Source organism: Parafrankia colletiae (assembly GCF_001854655.1).
GTDB lineage: Bacteria > Actinomycetota > Actinomycetes > Frankiales > Frankiaceae > Parafrankia > Parafrankia colletiae.
Genome location: NZ_MBLM01000143.1, coordinates 1 through 19,863, shown reverse-complemented (window position 1 = coordinate 19,863; position 19,863 = coordinate 1). Strand labels below are relative to the sequence as shown.

Here is a 19,863-nt window from a genome sequence, read left to right as displayed (position 1 = left end):
TGGCGGGCGGAACGGTCTAGGCTGCGCCGGAGCAACCCAGGGTGGCTACGCAGAGTGCCTGATGCTCTGAGAAGAGAAGATCGGGCAGGCGGTCCGGGCGCCACGRCTGGGCGGATTGACTCCGGCGGCCGGTACGCGGTTACTGGTGATCGAGACAAGGGGAAGCGGCTGGTCAGATCCCTGGATTTCCGTGGGCTCCCTCGGCCGAGTTGCCTGCCGAGCGTGCTCGGTGGAGGTCTGGGGTGCCCGTACCGGCCGATTGCGTGTTGAGATGACCCGACGTAGCGGCCCTCTGCGAGTCCGAGGCGTCTTCTCGTGCCGATGCAAGTGCAAGGCAAGTTGCTGCAAAGTTGTTTGAGCTTAAAGGATCAATGATCTGCCTATTCGGGGCACCTGATGTTTGTGTGGCGTGACGGAAAGTCGCCTTCCTGCCAGGTCCCAGAGGGGTCCGAACGGCCTGATCTGGTGTCGTGCTGGCTGCCCAGCGGTAGATCACCTCGATCAGCCGCCTGACCAGGACTGCCACCCGGGACTCTGGCCGATGTTGCTCGCCCGGTTCGTGTCACCCCTTGGCCACTGCCGAGGTCAGTAGGTGATCGTCAGATGACTCTCATCCTTGATGATCCGCCTGCTTCGGGTGGTGGTGTCGGGTGCGCCGCGATACAGCATGATCGTCGGTGCTGCGGAGCGGTCGGTGTCCCAGGTGTGGATCGCGGCGATGATCCGGTCGGCGAGCTGATGCCGTTTCGGGCCGTGTCCGACAGCGCCCAGGACGTAGGTGTACCCGTCGCGCTCGCGAGTGAGAGTGAGGTAGGCCAGGGAGTCGTCTTCCACCAGAGCCGGGCTTCCCAGCGGGATCGCGGGAGTGCACAGCTGTGAGGTGACGGCGGACGGCTGAGCGGTGATGCGGCAGCAGCCTATTTCGGTCGCGGTGAGGCGTAGCGAGATGCCGTGCAGCGGGGAACGGCGGCCCGAGATGACGCCGGAGAGCGCGACGGTCCGGTCACGCTGGAGGACTCCGTTCAGGGTGGCGCCGTTGATCGGCTGGTCGTGATCCCAGGTGAGGGAGACGAGGCCGTCCTGGTGGATGGACGCGCTCCGTTCCCCTCCCTKGCCGATCAAGGGGGCAAGGCCGGCCGGTTCGATCGTGTCGGAGACCAGGCGGTCGCGGTGATAGGCGAAACCGATGCTGTAGCCCGAGCCCCGTAAGCGAAGAGCAACGACGAGTCGGCCGCCGGGCGCCACAGTGGCTGAAACGCAGCCGCCCCGGCACCCGTTCGATGGGTGCCGGGGCGGCGACAGTGGACGGCCTGTTCAAGCAGTCCTGTCCTGGGATCTCCGGGCGACCCACTCGTCCCGGCTGATCGCGTAAACGTGGTGGTCGGAGCCATGGAGGAACTCGGTACGGGCGAGCGTCATCCCCAACCGTTCTGCCACCCGTATCGAGGGAGTGTTGGCGGGCGCGATGGTTGACACCACCTGACCCAGTTCGGGCCGGATGTCGAACACCCAGTTGATCGCGGCCGTGGCGGCTTCGGTGGCGTAGCCACGGCCCCACCACCTCCGGCCGATGAACCACACTGCCTCGACACCGGGCCAGTCTGGTTCGTCCCAGAGGCCGGCTCGGCCCACAACATCGTCGGTAACCTGCTCGATGACGGTCCAGGGGCCGACACCGGTCAGCGCCCAGCAGCCGATGTTGCCCGCCATGGCGTGCCAAATTCCATCCCGGCTCGGGGTCGAGCTCCCGCCGATGTACCGGGTGAACTCGGGATCAGACCAGATCGACAGGTAGGCGGATACGTCGTCATTGTGGATGGGGCGCAGGATCAGGCGGTTCGTGGTGAGCGTGGGGATCGTCACTGAACGGACGTTCCCACAGGGAGCGCGGGCAACGCGGACCATCCGTCGAGGAAGGCGGCGACGGTGGGGAGCTTATGATCGCCCGGGTGGAAGGCTTCGGCGCACTGGCGAAGTCGCGCGGTCACGGTGTGGGTTGGCCTGGCGGTGAGGACGGTCTGAGCGATCCGGGCTGCTTCTTCTGGCTCGGTCGCTCGGTGGGGACCCGCCATGTGTGCCAGCGCCATCGTTACATCGGCATGCTGTGACTCCTCGACGGTGAAATCACCGCCACCGCGGCGGTATCCCTCGATCGCGACGGGTGCCCACTCTTCAACCATCGTCCGGTCRCCGAGTGTAATCGCCACGCCGGAGCGGAACATGGCGACGGCGGCCGGGCCTACAGGGGTTTCCCCAGGAATCGGGGCGTGGGCCGACGCTGTCCGCTCCATCCGGTCCAAGGCCTGCCTGGCGGCCTCGCCGTCCCCAAGCTTCGCATAGGTCCGCGCCTCATATGCGGCAACCCGGGCGTCCATGTAGGGATCATGGACGTTGTGGACGCGGTGCAGTGCAGCGGCAGCATGGTGGTATCTGCCGGTGTGGTAGGCGATGCTGGACCACAAGGTTGCGACCGACATCAGGAGGACTGGTTCGCGCGTTTCCGAGGCATACATGTCCGCGAGCCTGGTGAACCGGCGGGCGGAGCGCATGTCACCGGCGTTGAACGCCAGCCGGCCGAGGAAGTAGGAGAACTGGCCACCCAGGGTGGTCACCCGTGGTCGTGCCTGCGGGCTGATGGGTCCGTCGAGGATGCCTCGGACCTGCTGCCAGCGTCCGCCAACCTCGGGCAGTAGGGCGGYGTGCGGGGCTGACCCATAGACACGTGCGATCTCGTCCGCGTCAGCTTCGAGTTCGTCGAGCGTCGTGTCCGCGACGGCGGCGTCCATGCGCTGCTGGGTGGAGAGCGCGAGCGCGGACAGTGCCCCGAGCTCGATCACCCGTCGTCTGTCCGTCCCGCTCACCTCCTCATCTGACTCTGCGGCCTGCGGCTCAGGCGTGTCTACCCCCGCCGCGGCGGTCAACCCGGCCAGACGGACCGCTTTCTGCGCCGCGCGGATTCGCTCACCCAGATCGGTCAGCTCGGTGCCGGTACCGAGCGCCTGGTCGTAGGCGCGGAGGACGGCGCGGGTTGGGAGCCGGCCCCCGTTCCGGATCGCGGAGACGTTCTTTCGATTGTGGGTGGTGCGTTTCTCCAGGTCAGTCCCTGTGAGGCCACGCTCAGCCTGGACCTCGCGGAACCGTTCGGCCAGCCGCGCCTTCAATCCCTCGACCCCATCAGCGTGCACGACGTTTCCCCTCGGCCGTCGGTGCGCCATGGGTGAGACATCTTTTCCCACCCACGGGAAAGAAGGTCTCACCCTCCCACGAAGGTGTCACGCGGAGTGTGATGGGTCCTGCACGGCGGGACACACGCCGGCCACTTCCCCGGACCTGCAGAGGAGCGCAACGTGCACTCGCCCACGGAGGCTCCCAGCGGGTCCGCCGGCCGGATGCCCGCCGTCATCGGTCGCGCTGAAGATCGTCCCGGGTTCGCCAGCAACCTCGGACGAGTCGGCGCGGCTGCGGGGAGGGAGCCCGGACCGGCCGGCAACGAGGCTCCCTCCCCGCCCCTCCCACGCCGAACACCTCATCCGGACTGGGGTGTGGTTGAGCTGGACCGGGACGGCCGGGTGGTCCGGATCATCATCGGGCAGCCCGAGTTCCRGAGTCCTGCCGATGCCGATCTGTATGCCCGCGGCCGCAGGCTGCCTGATCATCGCGTCGCGCCGGTTGACCTCGGTCGTCCAGCAACGGCTGAGCACTGAGCCGCCGCTCCGAGCGCCCCAACCTCCACCTATCCGCGCTGCCTGACCGTTTCGCTGGGGGTAGCCCACGAACGCTGCCTGCTCTGGTGCTGATGAGATCCGCCAGSGCAGGCAGCCTTACCAGAAAGGACCGCCGTGTCCGTCCCGCGTCCCGCTCCGGATGTCTCCGCGCTGTGGCAGCAGCCGTCAACGCCTCATCCGACGGCGGTGGACGCGGTCGAAGTCGCCTGGGGCCCGAGCCTGGTGCTCATCCGGTCGTCACTCGGCCGGACACCGGTCGGGGTGACCCCGGGGGCGTGGGCTGCCTTCGTGGCCGCGGTGAGGGCCGGAGAGTTCGATCCCACGCGTACCCCTGACGGCGACGTGCCGGCGGGGGTGGTCCTGGACAAGCGGCACAGCCGCGTCGTCCTGGCCTTCACTCCCGAGGAGAAGGGAACCTCCTGATGGACGAGTACGAGCTGAACATCGACTTGGTCGATGCCGGGCCCGTCAGCGGCCACGCCTCCAACACCRACGACAGCTGCGGCACCACCGGCTCGGATTCCTGCGCGGGCGGCTGATCTCCACCTGCTGATTGGGCCCCGGTCTCCGGGCCGGGCCCACCCTTCTTTACGCCGCCGGAGCCCGACACGGCCCCGAAACCTTCAGCTGATTGCCGGGTCTGTCGGACCCGTTGGAATTCCGGGGCCGCTCACACCGCGGCGCTGGCATGTAGAGGGAGAGGACACCGTTTTGAATGTTGACACCGTGAGTAGCGAGAGTCTGCGTAGCGCCATGGTCGATCAGCTGGCCGCTGATCATGCGGCAAAGGGCCTCACGTTGCGGCCCGAGGTGGAGGCGGCGCTGCGGACCGTTCCCCGCGAGTTGTTCACGCCGGGTCTTCCGCTGGAGAAGGCGTACGAGAACGAAGCTGTCCTCAAGAAGATGCGCGGCGACGAAGCGATCAGTTCGGTGTCGGCGCCGTTCCTGATCGCCGAGATGCTCGGCCAGGCAGCGGACGCGCTCGACGGTCTCGCGGGCCGTAATGCGCTGGAGATCGGTAGCGGAGGCTACAACGCGTCGCTGTTGCGGGAGCTTGTCGGCTCGGCGGGATCGGTCACGACGGTCGATATCGACCCTGAGGTGACCGAGCGGGCGGTCGCCTGCCTGGCAGCAGCCGGCTACGACGACGTGACTGTGGTGTGCGCGGACGCCGAGCATCCGGTCCTGTCAGGTCGTTCCTACGACCTGATCATCGTGACGGTCGGGTCGTGGGACATCCCTCCGGCGTGGCGTGATCAGCTCACCGATGGCGGTGTGCTGGTGGTGCCGCTGCGCATGTTCGGGATCACCAAGTCATACGCGCTGCGGCGCCACGGGGACCGTCTGGTCAGTGTGAGCCACCGCCAGTGCGGGTTCGTCTCCGTGCAGGGCGATGGAGCCCACGAGGTGCGGTACGTCGACATCGCCGAGGGTGTTCATCTGCGGCTGGACGAGGGCCAGCAGATCGACCCCGCCGTTCTCGATGGTCTTCTGACGACGCCGCGCGAGGAGGCGTGGGCCGGGCTGAGCCTGCCGCCCCGAACTGCCCTGATCGACCTGAACCTGTGGCTGGCGACCCATCTCACCCGCGAGACGGGGACGTTCGTGGTGTTGACGGCGCAGAAGACAGCCATCGACGCCGGCGTTGTCGCACCCTCCTGGCAGTTCGGGACCCCCGCCACCCTGCGTGACAGCACGTTGGCCTACCGGTCGGCCCTGCGCTGGACCGACCGGCGATTCGACCTCGGCGCCTACGCCCACGGGGCTGACGCCGCCGCGGCGGCCGGGCGGATGGTCGAGCACATGCGTGCGTGGGTGGACGCGGGCAGCCCGCCTCCGGTGCTGCACGTCCTTCCCGCGCACACCCCTGACGGCGACCTGCCCGACGGGGCGGTCCTGGACAAGCGGCACAGCCGCGTCGTCCTGACCTTCACCACCGAGGAGAAGGGAACCCCCTGATGGACGAGTACGAGCTCAACATCGATCTGGTCGACGCCGGGCCCGCCAGCGGTCACGCCACCAGCACCGACGACAACTGCGGCTCGGGTAACACCGGCTCGGACGCCTGCTCGGGCTGACGCTGTCTACTCAACCCGCGGGTTTCCCGGCCCGGCCCTGAATCCGAGGGCCGGGCCGGGTCCTTCCTCCTTCCGCCAACTTCCGGATTGCGGAGCAAGCGATGTTCCAAACAGCGGATGCGGCGTTGATCAGAGCGGCCTCTTATCCCCGTGACCTGCAGCTTCCCCCGTGGCCCGACCTGACGACGGACCGGCCTGGTGAGTGGCTGAGGTGGCTGCGGGAGGTCTGGGCTCTGCCGGACTTCGCAGCAGCTGCTGGGCAGGCTGCGCCGGACTTGGCCGCTCAGATCATCCGCGCTGTGGCTGACGAACCGATCCAGAGCCGCAGGCTCCGGCGCCTGGTGGAGACCACGGTTCGGTATCTGCTGCGGTGGACGACTCGGGCGACCCCATTCGGCAGGTTCGCCGGCGTGGCACCGGTCGCGATGGGCTCCACCGCGGTGGTCCGATGGGGGGAGCGGCATCAGGCGGTCGCTCGCCCGGATGACCGCTACATCACCGAGTACACGGGCATGGCCGAGCAGGCACTGGCGACGCTGYGCACGGTCACGGTGATGACGAACTCGCTGGGATATCGGCGTGGCGGGGTGTGGGTGCTGCCCTGTGCCCGGGTCGAGGGTGACCGGGTCTGGGATGTCGAGGTCGCCCTGACCGGTCCGGTGCGGGTGGCGGTCGAGGCGGCCGGCGTCCCGATCCCGTTCCCGGAGCTGGCCGCGAAGATGGCCGGCGACCCGGCCAACGGGCCGGCGGCCGAGAGTCTGCTGGCAGCGCTGGTGGACGCGGGGGTGCTGGTGTCGGCGATCCGGCCAGCGATGACCGTGACTGACCCGGCCGCGCACCTGGCCCGCCACATCGCCCTGCCCAATCCGGACGATCGGATCGCGGTCGATCTGCGCGTCGACTGCTCGGTGACACTGCCCCCCGCCGTCGTCCGGGAAGCGCAGGAAGCCGCCGCCGCGCTCGTCGCCGTCGCGCCGCACCTGCCGGGATGGGCCGCCTACCACCGCGCATTTCTCGAACGGTGGGGGCCAGGCGCAGCCGTACCCCTGCGCGACGTCCTGGATGTTCTCGGGTTCCCCGCCGGCTACCGGGGCTCACCGCGCCGTGACCCGGTCACGTTCACCGACCGCGACAGGCAACTCGCGGCGCTCGCGCAGCAGGCCGCCCTGAACGGCTGCGCCGAAGTGATCCTTGATGATGATCTGATCGGATCGCTGCGAGGTGACGATGACCGGCCGCCGCTCCCGCACACCGAGATCCGGTTCACCCTCGCCGCCGCCACACCCCGCGACCTCGACCGCGGCGCGTTCACGCTGACAGTGGTGAGCGGGGCCCGGCACGCCGGCGTCGCAGCCGGCAGGTTCCTGCACCTACTCACCCCAGAAGAGCTGGAGCGCTTCCGCGGCGTCTACACCAGCCTGCCGACTGCCTTACCTGGCGCGGACACGGTGCAGCTGTCCGGGCCTCCCCTGGACAATCGCCTGGCCACCGTCGCCCGCACACCCGAGCTCCTGCCGGTACTGCCCGCCGGGGACTTCCACCCGGACACGCCATGGGCGCTGAACGATCTGACGGTGACCGGCGACGGCCAGCGGCTGTGGCTGCTCTCCGCCTCCACAGGGCGTCCGGTCGAACCACTGCTGGTCAACTGTGTGCTCCTGCCGACCACCCAGCAGCCGATCATCCGATTCCTCACCGAGATCTGGACGGCATGGACAGCCCCCTGCGCCCGGTTCGACTGGGGGCACGCCCGAGGCCTGCCGTTCCTGCCCCGGATCCGGCGGGGCCGATCCGTCCTTCACCCGGCCCGCTGGACCCTCCCCGCGACCGCGTTCCCCACCCGCACCGCGCCCTGGGCGCAGTGGCAGACGGCCTGGCAGCGACAYCGCGAACGCCTCCGGCTGCCCCGCGAGGTGCTCATCGGCGACGACGATGTGCGGCTGCGTCTCGACCTGGACGAACCCGCCCATCTCGCGGTCCTGCGCAGCCACCTCGACCGACACAGCCGCGCCGTCCTGTTCGAAGCTGGTGGGCCACCCGGCTGGATCGACGGCAGACCAGCCGAGCTCCTGCTCACCCTCACCCGCACTTCACCAGTACCCGACCGACGCGCCCACCGGCCGGCCCGCCCGGCCCGCGTCGTCGTCCATCGGCCGGGCCAGTCGCGCTGGCTGGACGCCCGCCTCTACGGGCAGCTCGACCACATCCTCGCCCGCCTGGCCAGCACCCTCGGCCTTCCTCGGGGCTGGTGGTTCCTGCGCTACCCGCACCCCGAACCTCACCTACGACTACGCATCCCACTGTCGGACTCCACCCGGTTCGCCCACGCGGCCCACGACCTCGCCGGGTGGACGGAACGGCTGCAGCACGACGGACTGCTGGCCGACTACACGCTGGCCACCTACCGGCCCGAGACCCGCTGGGGAGGTGCCCCGGCGCTCGCCGCGGCCGAGGCGGTGTTCGCCGCGGACTCCCGCGCCGCCCTCGGGTGTCTGTCCGGTGACCGGCAGACCGCCACCAGTGACCAGCAGGCCGCCACTGCAGCCGGGATGATCACTATCGTTCGCGGGTTCACCGGCGACGGTGCGCGCTGGCTCGCAGACCACGCGCCCCATCGCAGCGGCCCACGGCTGGACTGCGCCCAGCTCGCGGGCGCACGTCTTCCCTATGGAGATGACGGCCTCGCGGCGGCGCTGGCCACCTACCGGTCCCTCGCCGACCAGGACGGCCTGGACACCGACCAACTCCTCGCCGACCTGTTGCATCTGCACCACGCTCGCATGATCGGTCCCGATATGGAGTCCGAGCGGCTCTGCCTGCGTCTGGCCCGCGCCGTCGCCCTCACCGACCTCGCGAGGAAGGCGTCATGACAACGGGACAGTCCCTCGGCGACGGCGCGGTCGGCGTCGCTCTCCTCCATCTGGAGACCGGCAACTGGCCGGCGGTGTACGCGGTGCTGGAGCAGGCCGTCGCCGGCGGCGTCAGCGTCGCAGAGACCGCCAGTCTCTACTACGGCGCTCCCGCCTTCGCATTCGTTCTCGCCGGCACCGACCGGGCCGGCCTCGCGCGAGCGACCGCGACCGCCGCAGCAGGGACCGCCACGCTGACCCGCCGCCGTCTCGATGCAGCCCACCAGCGCATCGACAATCACCAGCGCCCCCCGTACGCCGAGTACGACCTGATCCGCGGCCTGACCGGACTCGGTGTCGCCCTGCGCCGCATCGGCGATCTTGAACTGCTCGGCGACGTGCTGACCTACCTCGTGCGTCTTACCGACCCGATCGACGGGTTGCCCGGCTGGTGGTGCGTCCACGGCCCCCACCGCGGTCAACCGGTCCCGGGCGGGCACGGCAACCACGGGCTCGCCCACGGCATCACCGGCCCGCTCGCCCTCTTGGCACTCACCCACCTCGACGGCGTTCACGTCACCGGCCACACCGAGGCGATCACACGGATTGTCCGGTGGTTGGACAGCTGGCAGCGGCGTACCGGCGACGGCGCCGCATGGTGGCCGCAGACCCTCACCCGTACCGACGTCGCCCGCGGCGAGCCCACCCAGGCCGGCCCGCTGCGGCCGTCCTGGTGCTACGGAACCCCCGGCATCGCCCGCGCCCAGCAGCTCGCCGCCCGCGCGCTCGGCGACACCACCCGCCAGCACCATGCCGAAACAGCCTTCGCCGCCTGCATCGCCGACGCGACGCAACTGAGCCGCCTCGCCGACCGCGGCCTCTGCCACGGAACCGGCGGACTCCTCACCGCCGCGCGCCGGATCGCCGCCGATGCACTCACCCCGATCCCCATCGGCCCCCTGGCACATCGGCACCACCACACCATGCCCGCAGCCGACGAACCCTCCGGATTTCTCGACGGCTCCACCGGCGCCGCGCTGGCCGCCGTGGGGACCACGACCTGCTGGGACGCCTGCCTCCTCCTCTGCTGACCGAAAGGCCCGAACCCATGCACGAGACCTCATGGAAGCAGGTGAACATCACCTGGCCCGGCCCAGACCGCCGCCAGCGTGAACGCCACGCCGTCGACCACCTCGCGCGTGTCCTGCCCGCCGCCGAAGCCAACGGCATCATCACCGCCTGGTTCTTCATTCGTAAGGGCTCCTGGCGCATCCGCTACCGGGTTGCGGAGAACGCGAGCAGCGACCCCGTACGGCCCCTGATCGCCGACGGGGTCGACGGGACCGGCGACATCTACGAGCCAGAAGTCCATGCCTTCGGCGSCCCCGGGAGCATGCATGCCGCGCACAGGCTGTTCCACCACGACAGCCGCCACTTGCTCACCTACCTCCACGGCGACCCCACCGACCGGCGGGAACACTCCCTCGTGCTGTGCACCGCCCTCATGCGCGCTGCGGGACTGGACATCAACGAGCAGGGCGACGTGTGGGCGCGGATCGCCGAACAACGCTTCGGCCTGGCAGGCGTCCCACCCGATCCACAGACGTGGACATCGTTCACCAGCGGCGTCCGTCACCTTCTCCTCGGTAACGCCCGCACGAACCTCATCGGGAGCGACTGGCTCGCCACGTTCAGAGAGGCAGGCCGAGCGCTTCGAACCCTGCGGGAGAACGGCACCCTCACCCGCGGGCTGCGCGCAGTCGTCGCACTACACGTGATCTTCCATTGGAACCGGCTCGGGCTCCCCGCCACCACCCAGGCCACCCTCGCGTGGGCAGCGAAGGAGGCCATCTTCGGCCATGCGCCCACAGCGCCGATCACCCGCGCCACCCCTACTGGAAGGACCACGGTGACCGCCGCGACCTCGACAGACAAGGCCACTCCCGACGAACTACGCGCCGCCATGATCGACCGCCTCGTCGCCTCAGGAACCATCCTCACCACCGCGGTCGAAGACGCGATGCGCGCGGTGCCCCGACACCTGTTCGTACCCGACGCCGCGCCCAGCGAGGCCTACGCGGAACAGGCCGTCATCACCAAACGCGCCCCGGACGGAACGTCCCTGAGCTGCGCGTCCGGACCCGGGATCGTGGCGATGATGCTGGAGGCGCTCATCGTCCTGCCCGGTCAGCGGATCCTCGAAATCGGCGCCGGCACCGGCTACAACGCCGCCCTCCTCGCACACCTCACCGGGCCCACCGGGCACGTCACCACCGTCGACATCGATCCCGAGATCACGAGCGGCGCAACCGCGGTCCTGGCCGCCACCGGCTTCGAGAACGTCACGGTTCTCACCGGAGACGGCGCTTTCGGAGACCCGAACGGGAACGTGCACGACCGGCTCATCGCCACGGTGGGCGTCTGGGACATTGCCAGCGCCTGGTGGGACCAGCTCACCCCCGGCGGCCGGCTCGTTCTCCCACTGCGCTGGCGGGGCCAGACCCGCGCTGTCGCCTTCCGGCACGCCGGCGACCAGCTGATCTCCGACGCCGTGGAGCTCTGCGGCTTCGTCCCCATGATCGGACAGGAGGGCGAACGGACCGCCCCCATCCACCCCGACGCCCTCGTCGCCCTGCACTGGGACCAGGACCAGAACATCGACCCCGACGCCCTCACCGGCGTGCTCACACGGACGCAGACGATCGCTCTGTCCGGCGTCGAGGTCGGCCCCTACGACCCGTTTGACGGGATCTGGCTGCGCCTTAGTGTCACCGAGCCGGGATGCTGCCGCATCGCAGCCACACCCGAGGCGGTGAAGTCCGCCCTGTGCGCGCCCGTGATCCCCCAGCGCAGCCCGGCCCTCGTCGAGGGCGACTCGCTCGCCTACCTCGGCCTCGCCCGTAACCACAGCGCGCCCGGCCGTCACATGCTCCGCGTCACCGGCCACGGGCCGAACCGCCACGATCTGGCCGACCGACTGATCGAGGGCATCCACACCTGGAACAGTGATCGCGCGGCCATCCCGACTGTGACCGCTCACCACGGACCTATCGACCCCCTGAACGGCCTGCCAGGATTGATCGCCAAGCCGGAAAGCCCGCTGACACTGACGTACTGAGGCGCCTAACGGCCCCGTACCGCACCGCGGGCCGGCACATGGCACCTACGCGATCCGGATCTTAGCGAGCAGAAGCCGCCAGCTCTCCCGAGGTCGGGCCGGCCGCGTACGTGCCGCGCGTGGCCATGCCTTCTCGGCTCCCTACGGCAGACCGAGGGCGTCAGATGGCATGGCGGCAGTTGGGGAGGAGCGGGAACGGACGCCCCCTCCCCAGGAAACGACGTGTCCGTTCCCCCCTGACCCGCCGGGCCCGCGCCGTCTCGCACGGTTCGGGTTCGGCGGTTCCATCCATCCATCCACCTGTCTGTGAAGGAAACCGTGTCCCGATCCCTCACCACCATGCCGGTTCTCCCCCCGTTGGAATGGCGGCGACCATCCCAGGTCAATCCCGCCGTGCCCGACATCATCGAGGTCGCCGCAGACGGTCCGCGTGTTCTGATCCGGTCAAGTCTGGGCCTGGCAGTGCGGAACTCGCCCGGCGCTTTCGCCGACTTCATCCGTGCGGCGAAGGCCGGCGAGTACGACAACCTGCTTCCTACGGCGCCGTGATGTCCAGCGGCGCGGCAGGCACGTCAACCGTGGCGCTGCGCGCGGCGATGGTGGAGCAGATCCTCGCCGCTACGCCGGTATCCGCGCCGGTCGAGGCAGCGCTGCGCGCGGTGCCGCGGCACCGGTTCCTGCCCGACCTCCCCATCGAGGAGGCGTACGCGGACCGGGCTGTCGCCCGGCCGGGCTCCGGCCGGCGGGCGCTGGCGCCGTCCACGATCGCGACGATGCTGGACCAGCTGGGTGTCCTGCCCGGTGACCGGGTCCTGGAGGTCGGCGCCGCCGACGGGTACAGCACGGCGCTGCTCGCCGAGCTGACGGGCCCGGCAGGCGTGGTCCTGACCACGGATGTCAATCCGACGCCGTTGCACGAGCGTCCCGGCCACCTCAACATCGTGGTGGCCGTTGACCTACAGGCCCGGCCGCACATGCCCTTCGACCGGGTCCTCGCCCATGCCGGGGTGGACCTCCGACCGGCATTGATCGAAGAAGTCTCCGAAGGCGGGCGGCTCGTCATCCCGCTGCGGCTACGCGGCCTGGACCGCACGGTCGGCTTTGTCCACAACGGCGGTCGGCTGGTCTCTGAGTCGATCCGCGCCATCCACGTGGCGCCGCGAGGCGCCCGACGCACCGCGGCGTTCCTGGCCGGCGGGGTGCGTCTCGACGGCGCCGGCCACGACGTCGACGCGCGCCAGCTGCGGCACGCGCTGCGCGAGGAACGTCACCTGATCTCGACCGGGGTGACGCTGCCCACCGACCTGCTTGCGGGGTTGGATCTGTGGCTGGCCATCATCCGGCAGACCTACGGCCGGCTGTACATTGACGCGGTCCCCGACCAGCAGCACCCGCTCGGCCCCCCGTCCCCGCACGGGGTGTCCGCGACGTGGACCGATGACAGCATCGCCTTCCTCGACATCGTCGACACCAGCGACACCACCGCCGTAGAGATCCTGGCCGCCGCCTATGGCCCGGACCGGCACCGCGCCGCCGATCTACTCGCCTACGACGTCCAGATCTGGGACGCACGGCGGCGCGAGGGCCCCGACCCCACCCTGCGGATCCACCCCACCTCCACAGTCTGCGAGCTCCCATCTCCCGGACAGGTGATCACCACACCGGACGTCCAGATCCTGATCACCTGGGACTGGCCGGACTCCCCGCCACAGGCAGCGCCCCCGACAGACCGGTCATGACCATCCCCATCACGGCCGCCACCATGACGTGGGGCGTCGTCACGCTCGATGCCCACGACCGGGTCGTCCGCGCGGTCGTCGGATTCGACCGCCCCGGACGTGCCCACGACTGGGYCCGACACCAACCCGGTGTCGACGCCGTGGTGCTGGCAACCGAGTGGACGCCAGGCAGCGACTGGGCGGTCGTCGCTCTGGACCCGGCCGATCGACCCACCCGGATCATCGCCCGGTTCCGCCACCAGCAGGACGCCGACCTGCACGCCCGATCCGCCACCGTGGCGGGCTACACCATTGCGCCCATCGACCACGCCTCCGACCCGGCCGGCCGCTGAGGCGGGCCCGTCCCCGGGCGGTTCCTTCGTTTCGCCTACTCGTGGGATTCTCGCGGATCATCCTCCGGCGCGGGTCGCCACCCATCGGTATGCCCGGCACGCGAGGCAGCGCGACAGGCAGATGATCCGTTCACGGAAGGTCAACACCGGCACCTTGCGCCCCGACCTACGGTGGTGAGACGTCGGGCCGCAGCGGGGGCGCGGCCCGACGCACCTTCGCCTCATCCAAGGTCGAGGCCACCCTGCCCCGGTCCAGCAGCGAACCGCATAACCCGGCGTTTCCCTCAGCGCCGGTGCTGTTGACCCGGACGCGGTCCTCGCGATCAGCTAGGAGATCCGCGGACGCCGGAGCCATCGACACGGGCGTCGTGGGTTGGAGGCGGCTATCGCTGGGTGACCTGTGCGGGGCTCGGAAGGGAGATGCTATGCCTTCCGGGCGATCCCGCCGTACATGTGGACGTGTGCGTCGTCCGTGGCGGCTGCGGCCTCGTCGGGGTGCCAGTGGTTGACGAGGACCACGCCGGGATCGAGGAGTTCAAGGCCGGCGAACAGAGCTTCCGTTCGGGCTTTGTCGCGTGACACGAGTGGTATGCCGCTGGCGTTGTACGCCGCCACGCCGACGCCGACCTCTTCCGGTGCGCTGTCTGCCGTGCAGGTGGACAGCGCGAGAATGCTGCCCGGTGCCAGCGGTGCCATGATCCGTTCGATGAGGGCCCGGACGACGTCGTCGTCGACGATGAAGTGCACGACCGCGATGATGCTGACCGCCACCGGCTGGCTCAGGTCAAGGGTCTTCCGCAGCTCCGGGGAGCGCAGGATCGCCTCCGGGTCGGAGAAGTCCGCGTCGAGGTAGGACGTCTGTCCTTCCTTGGCGCTGGTGAGCAGGGCTCGGGCGTGTACCAGCACGATGGGATCGTTGTCGACGTAGAGGATCCGCGATGCGGGCGCTACCTCCTGGACGACGTCGTGCAGGTTGGGAGCCGTCGGCAGACCAGTGCCGATGTCCAGGAACTGGCGGAAGCCGTATTCCGTGGCCAGGACGCGGGCCACCCTCGCCATGAAGTTGCGGTTGGACCGCATGGACACAGGCAGATGCGGCCAGCTCTTGACAATACCTTCGGCAGCGGCGCGGTCTGCGGCAAAGTTATCCTTGCCGCCCAGGATGTAGTCGTATACCCGAGCCGAGTGCGGAACATCGGTCTTCAGGTCGACATCCCCGGGCGTCCAGTCCGGCGCTACCGAGCTGTAACCCCGCGTAGCGTCGCCGCTGTCAGTCACGGTCCCCCTGCCTCCGATCCCACACACAGACCACCCCAGTCGGGTCAAACTCTCCCATAACCCGGAACCGAGCTGGCAACCGACTCTTCTTCGTGGGCGGTGGCAGACAGTCCTGCTTGGCTCGTGCCAGGCGGGCTCTGGCGATCTGCGGCGGCGCCTGGCAAGCCGGTGATGGCTCGCCGTCTCCGTGCATGGGCGCGGCGGAGATGGTGAGGCCGCCCGGTGGTCTGGCGCGCGGACGTTCCGAGCTCCACCGATGAGTTCCGCCGGCCCGCCTGGTCTACCAGGACGTACCCGTCGCACTATGGATCTGGAGACCCGCCGTGATCACTCCCGCGCACCCTGGCCGCATGCTGTTCGTGAACATCCCCGTAGCGGACCTCGAGCGCAGCAAGGCGTTCTTCGCGAAGCTCGGGTTCAGTTTCAACCCGAGCTTCACCGACGAGACCGCCGCCTGCATGCTGGTCGGCGAGCAGGCCAGCGTCATGCTGCTCAGCCACCAGAAGTTCGCGGAGTTCTCGAAGCTGCCGATGGCCGATCCCGCCACGCACGCGCTGGCGCTCTACTGCTTCAGCGTGTCGTCCCGCGAGGAGGTCAACACAGTCACGCAGGCCGCGCTGGCCGCGGGCGGCGTCGAGGCGGACGGCCTGGAGGACTACGGCTTCATGTGCTCACGCAGCTTCTTCGACCTCGACGGCCACGGCTGGCAGGTCATGTGGATGGATCCGGCGGCGGCGCAGAACGGCCCCGAGGAGTTCGCGACCTCGACACAGGACGCCGACGCCCCGGCCTGACACCAGGCGCGGGGCCGGCGTGCTGACGCTGGCCACACAACCGCGATTCGCCAGCTCGGAGCGGCCCAGTAGATCCGATCCCTGCACCAGGCAGGGTAGACGCTGGATCGGGACGCGCATCACGCGAGGCGTGTGCTCTCGTCTGCATCCCCAGAAGCGACGTCTACCGTGGCGGCGATCCGGCGCCCCTCGAAAAGCGGGCAGCCTGAGGTGTTCAGATGCGGCGACTGGAATTTTCCCGGAACTCGCCTCGTGCTCCGTCGATCGGGCCGGCAGGCGTTGACCCGGAGCCTCGCGTGACCTTGCGGTCACGCGGCCTGTCTAGTGGGCCTTGTCGAAGGCCTCGACGACGTTCGACGCGATACGACCCCGGTCGCTCACCGTGTAGCCGTTGCTGCGTGCCCATTCGCGGATGTCGGCGGTGCGGTCGGTTCCCCCTGAGCGCGGAGAGGCGGCGCGGGGGGCGCGTCGTCCGCTGGCGGYACGGCCACCGGAACGGCGGCCCGCCGCGACGAACGAGGCCAGTGCCTCGCGCAGCTTCGTGGCGTTCGCTTCGGACAGGTCGATCTCGTACTGTGCGCCGTCCAGCCCGAATCGGACGGTCTCGTCGGCGGTCTCTCCGCTGAGGTCGTCGATCAGCGAAACGATGGTCTTCTGTGCCATGAGCGTTCCTCATCCCTATGCGCGGACCGTGTATCCGCGATGTATTGCGTACCGTATCCCGTGATCGGCGGGATTGGTTCGTCGCAACTGTGAAATTGGTCAAACATGACTGAAAGTCTTCCGGATGGGAGTGTTGCCTCCGGCGGGTGGAGCACCCTTGGGTGGCACATGAGGCGGGAAAGGGTCCACGCGTATGGGGCCACCCTCCCTCTCGATAGACCGGCATCGCCGCGAGACGGCCCCGCGGCCAGCCCAGCGCCGATCATGGCCGCCGGCTGGATGAACCTGCTGGGAGAGGCGCGCTGGTCGCCCCGCGCATGGCTGCGCGTCCGTGAGGCTAGTCGGTTTCGGTGACGGTCATGGCGATCGGGAAGTGATCGGAATAGCCCGTCTCGTCGACGGTGGCGCCCATGCCGCCGAAGGGGCGGGGCCGGGGATAGTCGCCGGTGTCGACCAGCTCGGGGAAACGCAGGATCTGCACACTGTCGGGGTTGGCGCGCAGCGGGCTGGTGGGGCGGGCCATGGTGGCGTTGACGAGGAACTGGTCGAGCAGGTTCGGTTCGTTCTGGAAGTAGAACGTGCCCCCTGTACCGGCGGCGGGCCACATCAGGTTCCAGAACCGCGGCGTGTCCGCGTTGATCACACGTGCGCCCTGTCGGGTCGACAGGGCGTGGGCGACGAGGGAGGTGTCGAACGGTTCGTCGTTGAAGTCGCCCATGGCGAGCGCCGGGGTGTCCTGGCCGTGTTCCTCGCGGACACGCTGGTGGAAGTAGGCCAGGGTCTCGCCGGCGATGGCCCGGTAGCCGGCGGACTCGTACTGCCCCCCGGACCGCGACGGCCAGTGGTTCCCGAACACCGCCCAGGTCCGCCCGGTGCGGGTCTGGAAGTTGACCTGGACGATCTCGCGGGTGGCGTTGCGGCGCATCACCACGTGGAAGAACACCTGCCCCGGCGCGGCGGTGAGCAGCGCCGGGTCGTAGAGGAACGCGACGTCGATCCCGCGGGCATCGTCGGTGTCGGCGTGCACGATCTCGTAGCGCCGGCCCTCGAGCCGGTCGGAGACCGCGGCGGCCAGGAGCTCGAGGACGAACCGGTTCTCCACCTCGCACACCCCGAGCAGGTCCGGGCCCGCGCCGCCGTTCATCTGCGCGATCACCGAGGCGAGTTGGGAGATTTTGCGGTCGCGGAGCTGGGGTGTCCAGCCGGCGAGGTCATCGCCGAGGGTCCGGGCGAGTTTCTCGGTCCGGTGGGGAGAGTTCTCTTCGTCGAAGAGGTTCTCCAGGTTCCACCAGGTGAGATGATAGGTCGACGGCATCGGACCCCCAGTCCACATGTGCCCCAACGACACGGTCACCTTACTGTCCGTGTCGATCCCGTTCGCTGGAGTTCCGACCCGCGGAAACGCCGCCGTGTATGTCACCGGTTTTCCACAGGATCCCGTTYATCATCATCCGACGCTCAACCCAGCAGTCCCTGCGCCGGCTCGATGGGCACCAGGAGTAGACGAAGAGCAACGCCGAGATCGGTTGCCTGCGCGGGAGGTCCACCCGGCCTGCTGGTTGTGCCGGCTGGGTTAGAAGGTGAGGGTGCGTCCTTCGGGTGCGGTGGTGTAGGCGACGCCGTCGACCTTGAGACCGGCGGCGTTGAGCAGGGTGAGGGCGCCTCCCTGATTGCCCAGCGCGAGCGGTGTCGGGATCGGGAGGCGGACGGTGTCCCCGGCGGGGAGAGTGAGCGTCGGGAGCGGGGCCTGGTGCTGGGCCCGGTCCAGGAGGGTCCAGCCGGTGAGGTCGATCGGGCTGGCGGTGGTGTTGAGCAGGGTGACGGTTTCGGCTTCGGGCGCGGGGCCGGTCGGGTTGACCAGCGCGGCGATGATGCGGACCTGACGGTCGGGTTCGCCGGGGGCGGGGTGGCCGTCGGGGTCGGCGGGTGGGATGCCGGGCAGGGTGTGGCCGGTGGTGTCGTCGGTGTGCCAGGCCTGGCTTTGGAACGCGAGGAACACCGCGATCCACCGGTCGGGGAAGGACAGGATCAGCGCGCCGTCTTGCCAGACCCCATCATCGGCGGTGAACCGGCCGGTGTTGCCCTGGTTCATGTGAATGTCATGGATGCCGTTGCCGGGGGCGAACCCGAAGATCTTGTCTGGGGCGGTTTCTGGGCCCCACCGCTGCCCGAACGCGTAGAGGCGGGCCGCGGGGTCGCCGACGGCGTGTTGGATGTAGTGGTCAAGCTTGTCGGCGAGGTCGTTGTCCGGGCCGGGCTGGTCGGCGGGCATGGTCCGTAGCGTGGTGCGGTCGAACAGGTTGCCGCGGATGAAATCCAGCGCGAGACCGCCGGGTGTGCTGGTCAGCGGGGTGAACCCGTCGGTGAGGGTCGCGAGCGCGGGCAGGACGGGATGGGTGAAGTCCTCGTCGGCGGTGTAGAGCAGTTCGGAGGGTGCCAGCGCGGACAGCACGTTCACCGCGACCCGGAACTGGGTGCCGGCGGCATCGACGTGGATCTGATAGTGCGGGCTGTTCTTCCCGCCTTCCCGTCGCCGGTCACGAACCCGGCCGACAAGGACCCCGTACTCCGTCAGCGGCATGACAACCTCCCGCGGTCTTCCCAGCCGAAACAGAATCCTGGAACCGTAGCATCCGTACCTCGATAGGCATCCGTCGCGGGCATTACGACGACGATCCGCGCCTAGCGCTATCTACGGTCACCGGTGGCGTCCGCGGCTTTTTTGTGAACTTTTCCTGAACAGTGTGGGTGGTTCCGGTCCTGCGCGCCGCAATTCTGAACAGCTGCACGGGTCTTGCGGGGGCCAACAACACGCCGCCTACCTCGGCGCGAGTCGGGGAAGCGGAGCACGTACCCACGGATGCATCGGGGTTGAGGTAGCCGGGTAAATGGGTCATCCAAGGTATACGGGTGCCTGTATGTGGGTCGCGTTATTGGGACTTTGTACCCTGCTTGGCTGGTGCCGAGACGTTCATCATGGGCGGTGGGAATGTGAGTTCCCCCCGAGCTCACATTCGCGCAGGCCCGCCGGGTGACCGGCGGGCCTGCGTTCCCGCTGTAGGCCGCTCGGATGCGACGGATGGTGAATGCCTGCGTCTCCTGCAAGGGCGCGGTTATGGGTGGACGTGGAAGACGTATGTTCCGCCGCGTCCGCCTGCTGCCACGGTCGGCTGGCTGGGGTGCCATAGGCAGGTGGTGAGGGGTTCCGCTGTTCGGATCGCCGCCGTACACGTGCCGTGGGTGGTATCCCACAGGCGCAGGGTGGCGTCGTCGGCGGCGGTGGCGAG

Annotated in this window: 18 protein-coding genes; 11 read left to right on the top strand and 7 right to left on the bottom strand. The window is 69.2% G+C overall.

The window, feature by feature from the left end:
* Positions 1 to 585 precede the first annotated feature (585 nt).
* The 3 genes from CC117_RS24955 to CC117_RS24945 form a co-directional block, all read right to left on the bottom strand.
* Positions 586 to 1,122 (bottom strand): class I SAM-dependent methyltransferase, encoded by a 537-nt coding sequence (locus CC117_RS24955; RefSeq protein ID WP_241830399.1) that lies wholly within the window; start codon positions 1,120 to 1,122, stop codon positions 586 to 588.
* 192 nt (positions 1,123 to 1,314) lie between these two features.
* Positions 1,315 to 1,863, bottom strand: coding sequence for a GNAT family N-acetyltransferase (locus CC117_RS24950; RefSeq protein ID WP_241830398.1), 549 nt, complete (start codon positions 1,861 to 1,863; stop codon positions 1,315 to 1,317).
* On the bottom strand, positions 1,860 to 3,161 hold the full coding sequence (locus tag CC117_RS24945; RefSeq protein ID WP_131803133.1) for a helix-turn-helix domain-containing protein: 1,302 nt from the start codon (positions 3,159 to 3,161) through the stop codon (positions 1,860 to 1,862). The genes CC117_RS24950 and CC117_RS24945 overlap by 4 nt, the downstream gene beginning before the upstream one ends.
* Before the next feature lie 678 nt (positions 3,162 to 3,839).
* On the opposite strand from CC117_RS24945, the gene CC117_RS24935 reads away from it, so the two are divergent.
* From CC117_RS24935 to CC117_RS24900, 10 genes are all read left to right on the top strand, one after another.
* Positions 3,840 to 4,148 carry a DUF397 domain-containing protein gene (locus CC117_RS24935; protein WP_084132735.1) on the top strand — a complete coding sequence of 103 codons (309 nt, stop codon included), beginning with the start codon at positions 3,840 to 3,842 and terminating at the stop codon, positions 4,146 to 4,148.
* Positions 4,148 to 4,264, top strand: a complete 117-nt coding sequence (gene fxlA, locus CC117_RS35225) for an FxLD family lanthipeptide (RefSeq protein WP_084132734.1) — start codon at positions 4,148 to 4,150, stop codon at positions 4,262 to 4,264. Before CC117_RS24935 ends, fxlA (CC117_RS35225) begins: the two co-directional genes overlap by 1 nt.
* 187 nt (positions 4,265 to 4,451) lie before the next feature.
* A complete protein-coding gene (gene fxlM / locus CC117_RS24930; RefSeq protein WP_407673580.1) occupies positions 4,452 to 5,684 on the top strand; it encodes a methyltransferase, FxLD system in 1,233 nt (410 codons plus the stop codon).
* The gene (fxlA, locus tag CC117_RS35220; RefSeq protein ID WP_084132732.1) at positions 5,684 to 5,803 is read left to right on the top strand and encodes an FxLD family lanthipeptide; all 120 of its coding nucleotides are present in this window, start codon (positions 5,684 to 5,686) and stop codon (positions 5,801 to 5,803) included. Before fxlM (CC117_RS24930) ends, fxlA (CC117_RS35220) begins: the two co-directional genes overlap by 1 nt.
* 101 nt (positions 5,804 to 5,904) lie before the next feature.
* Positions 5,905 to 8,673 (top strand): lantibiotic dehydratase, encoded by a 2,769-nt coding sequence (locus CC117_RS24925; protein WP_071088250.1) that lies wholly within the window; start codon positions 5,905 to 5,907, stop codon positions 8,671 to 8,673.
* Positions 8,670 to 9,743: a lanthionine synthetase C family protein gene (locus CC117_RS24920; RefSeq protein ID WP_071088248.1), complete on the top strand. Its 1,074-nt coding sequence runs from the start codon at positions 8,670 to 8,672 to the stop codon at positions 9,741 to 9,743. Before CC117_RS24925 ends, CC117_RS24920 begins: the two co-directional genes overlap by 4 nt.
* Positions 9,744 to 9,760: 17 nt before the next feature.
* A complete protein-coding gene (fxlM, locus tag CC117_RS40170) occupies positions 9,761 to 11,770 on the top strand; it encodes a methyltransferase, FxLD system (protein WP_071088246.1) in 2,010 nt (669 codons plus the stop codon).
* Between the two features lie 318 nt (positions 11,771 to 12,088).
* Positions 12,089 to 12,319 carry a DUF397 domain-containing protein gene (locus tag CC117_RS24910; protein WP_241830397.1) on the top strand — a complete coding sequence of 77 codons (231 nt, stop codon included), beginning with the start codon at positions 12,089 to 12,091 and terminating at the stop codon, positions 12,317 to 12,319.
* Positions 12,319 to 13,509 (top strand): class I SAM-dependent methyltransferase, encoded by a 1,191-nt coding sequence (locus CC117_RS24905; RefSeq protein WP_071088243.1) that lies wholly within the window; start codon positions 12,319 to 12,321, stop codon positions 13,507 to 13,509. The genes CC117_RS24910 and CC117_RS24905 overlap by 1 nt, the downstream gene beginning before the upstream one ends.
* On the top strand, positions 13,506 to 13,841 hold the full coding sequence (locus tag CC117_RS24900) for a hypothetical protein (protein ID WP_071088241.1): 336 nt from the start codon (positions 13,506 to 13,508) through the stop codon (positions 13,839 to 13,841). The genes CC117_RS24905 and CC117_RS24900 overlap by 4 nt, the downstream gene beginning before the upstream one ends.
* A 423-nt stretch (positions 13,842 to 14,264) precedes the next feature.
* Here CC117_RS24900 and CC117_RS24895 read toward each other — a convergent pair whose 3' ends face one another.
* On the bottom strand, positions 14,265 to 15,119 hold the full coding sequence (locus CC117_RS24895; protein ID WP_071088239.1) for an SAM-dependent methyltransferase: 855 nt from the start codon (positions 15,117 to 15,119) through the stop codon (positions 14,265 to 14,267).
* Positions 15,120 to 15,469: 350 nt separating this feature from the next.
* On the opposite strand from CC117_RS24895, the gene CC117_RS24890 reads away from it, so the two are divergent.
* Positions 15,470 to 15,913, top strand: a complete 444-nt coding sequence (locus CC117_RS24890) for a VOC family protein (protein WP_071088237.1) — start codon at positions 15,470 to 15,472, stop codon at positions 15,911 to 15,913.
* A gap of 321 nt (positions 15,914 to 16,234) precedes the next feature.
* Here the strand turns inward: CC117_RS24890 and CC117_RS24885 are convergent, their stop codons facing one another.
* The 3 genes from CC117_RS24885 to CC117_RS24875 all read right to left on the bottom strand — a co-directional run bounded on the left by CC117_RS24885 (position 16,235) and on the right by CC117_RS24875 (position 19,157).
* Entirely contained in the window at positions 16,235 to 16,576 is a 342-nt protein-coding gene (locus tag CC117_RS24885; RefSeq protein WP_071088235.1) for a histone-like nucleoid-structuring protein Lsr2, read from the bottom strand.
* 337 nt (positions 16,577 to 16,913) lie between these two features.
* Positions 16,914 to 17,891, bottom strand: coding sequence for an endonuclease/exonuclease/phosphatase family protein (locus CC117_RS24880; RefSeq protein ID WP_071088233.1), 978 nt, complete (start codon positions 17,889 to 17,891; stop codon positions 16,914 to 16,916).
* A gap of 258 nt (positions 17,892 to 18,149) precedes the next feature.
* A complete protein-coding gene (locus tag CC117_RS24875) occupies positions 18,150 to 19,157 on the bottom strand; it encodes a DUF2278 family protein (RefSeq protein WP_071088231.1) in 1,008 nt (335 codons plus the stop codon).
* Positions 19,158 to 19,863: the final 706 nt, after the last annotated feature.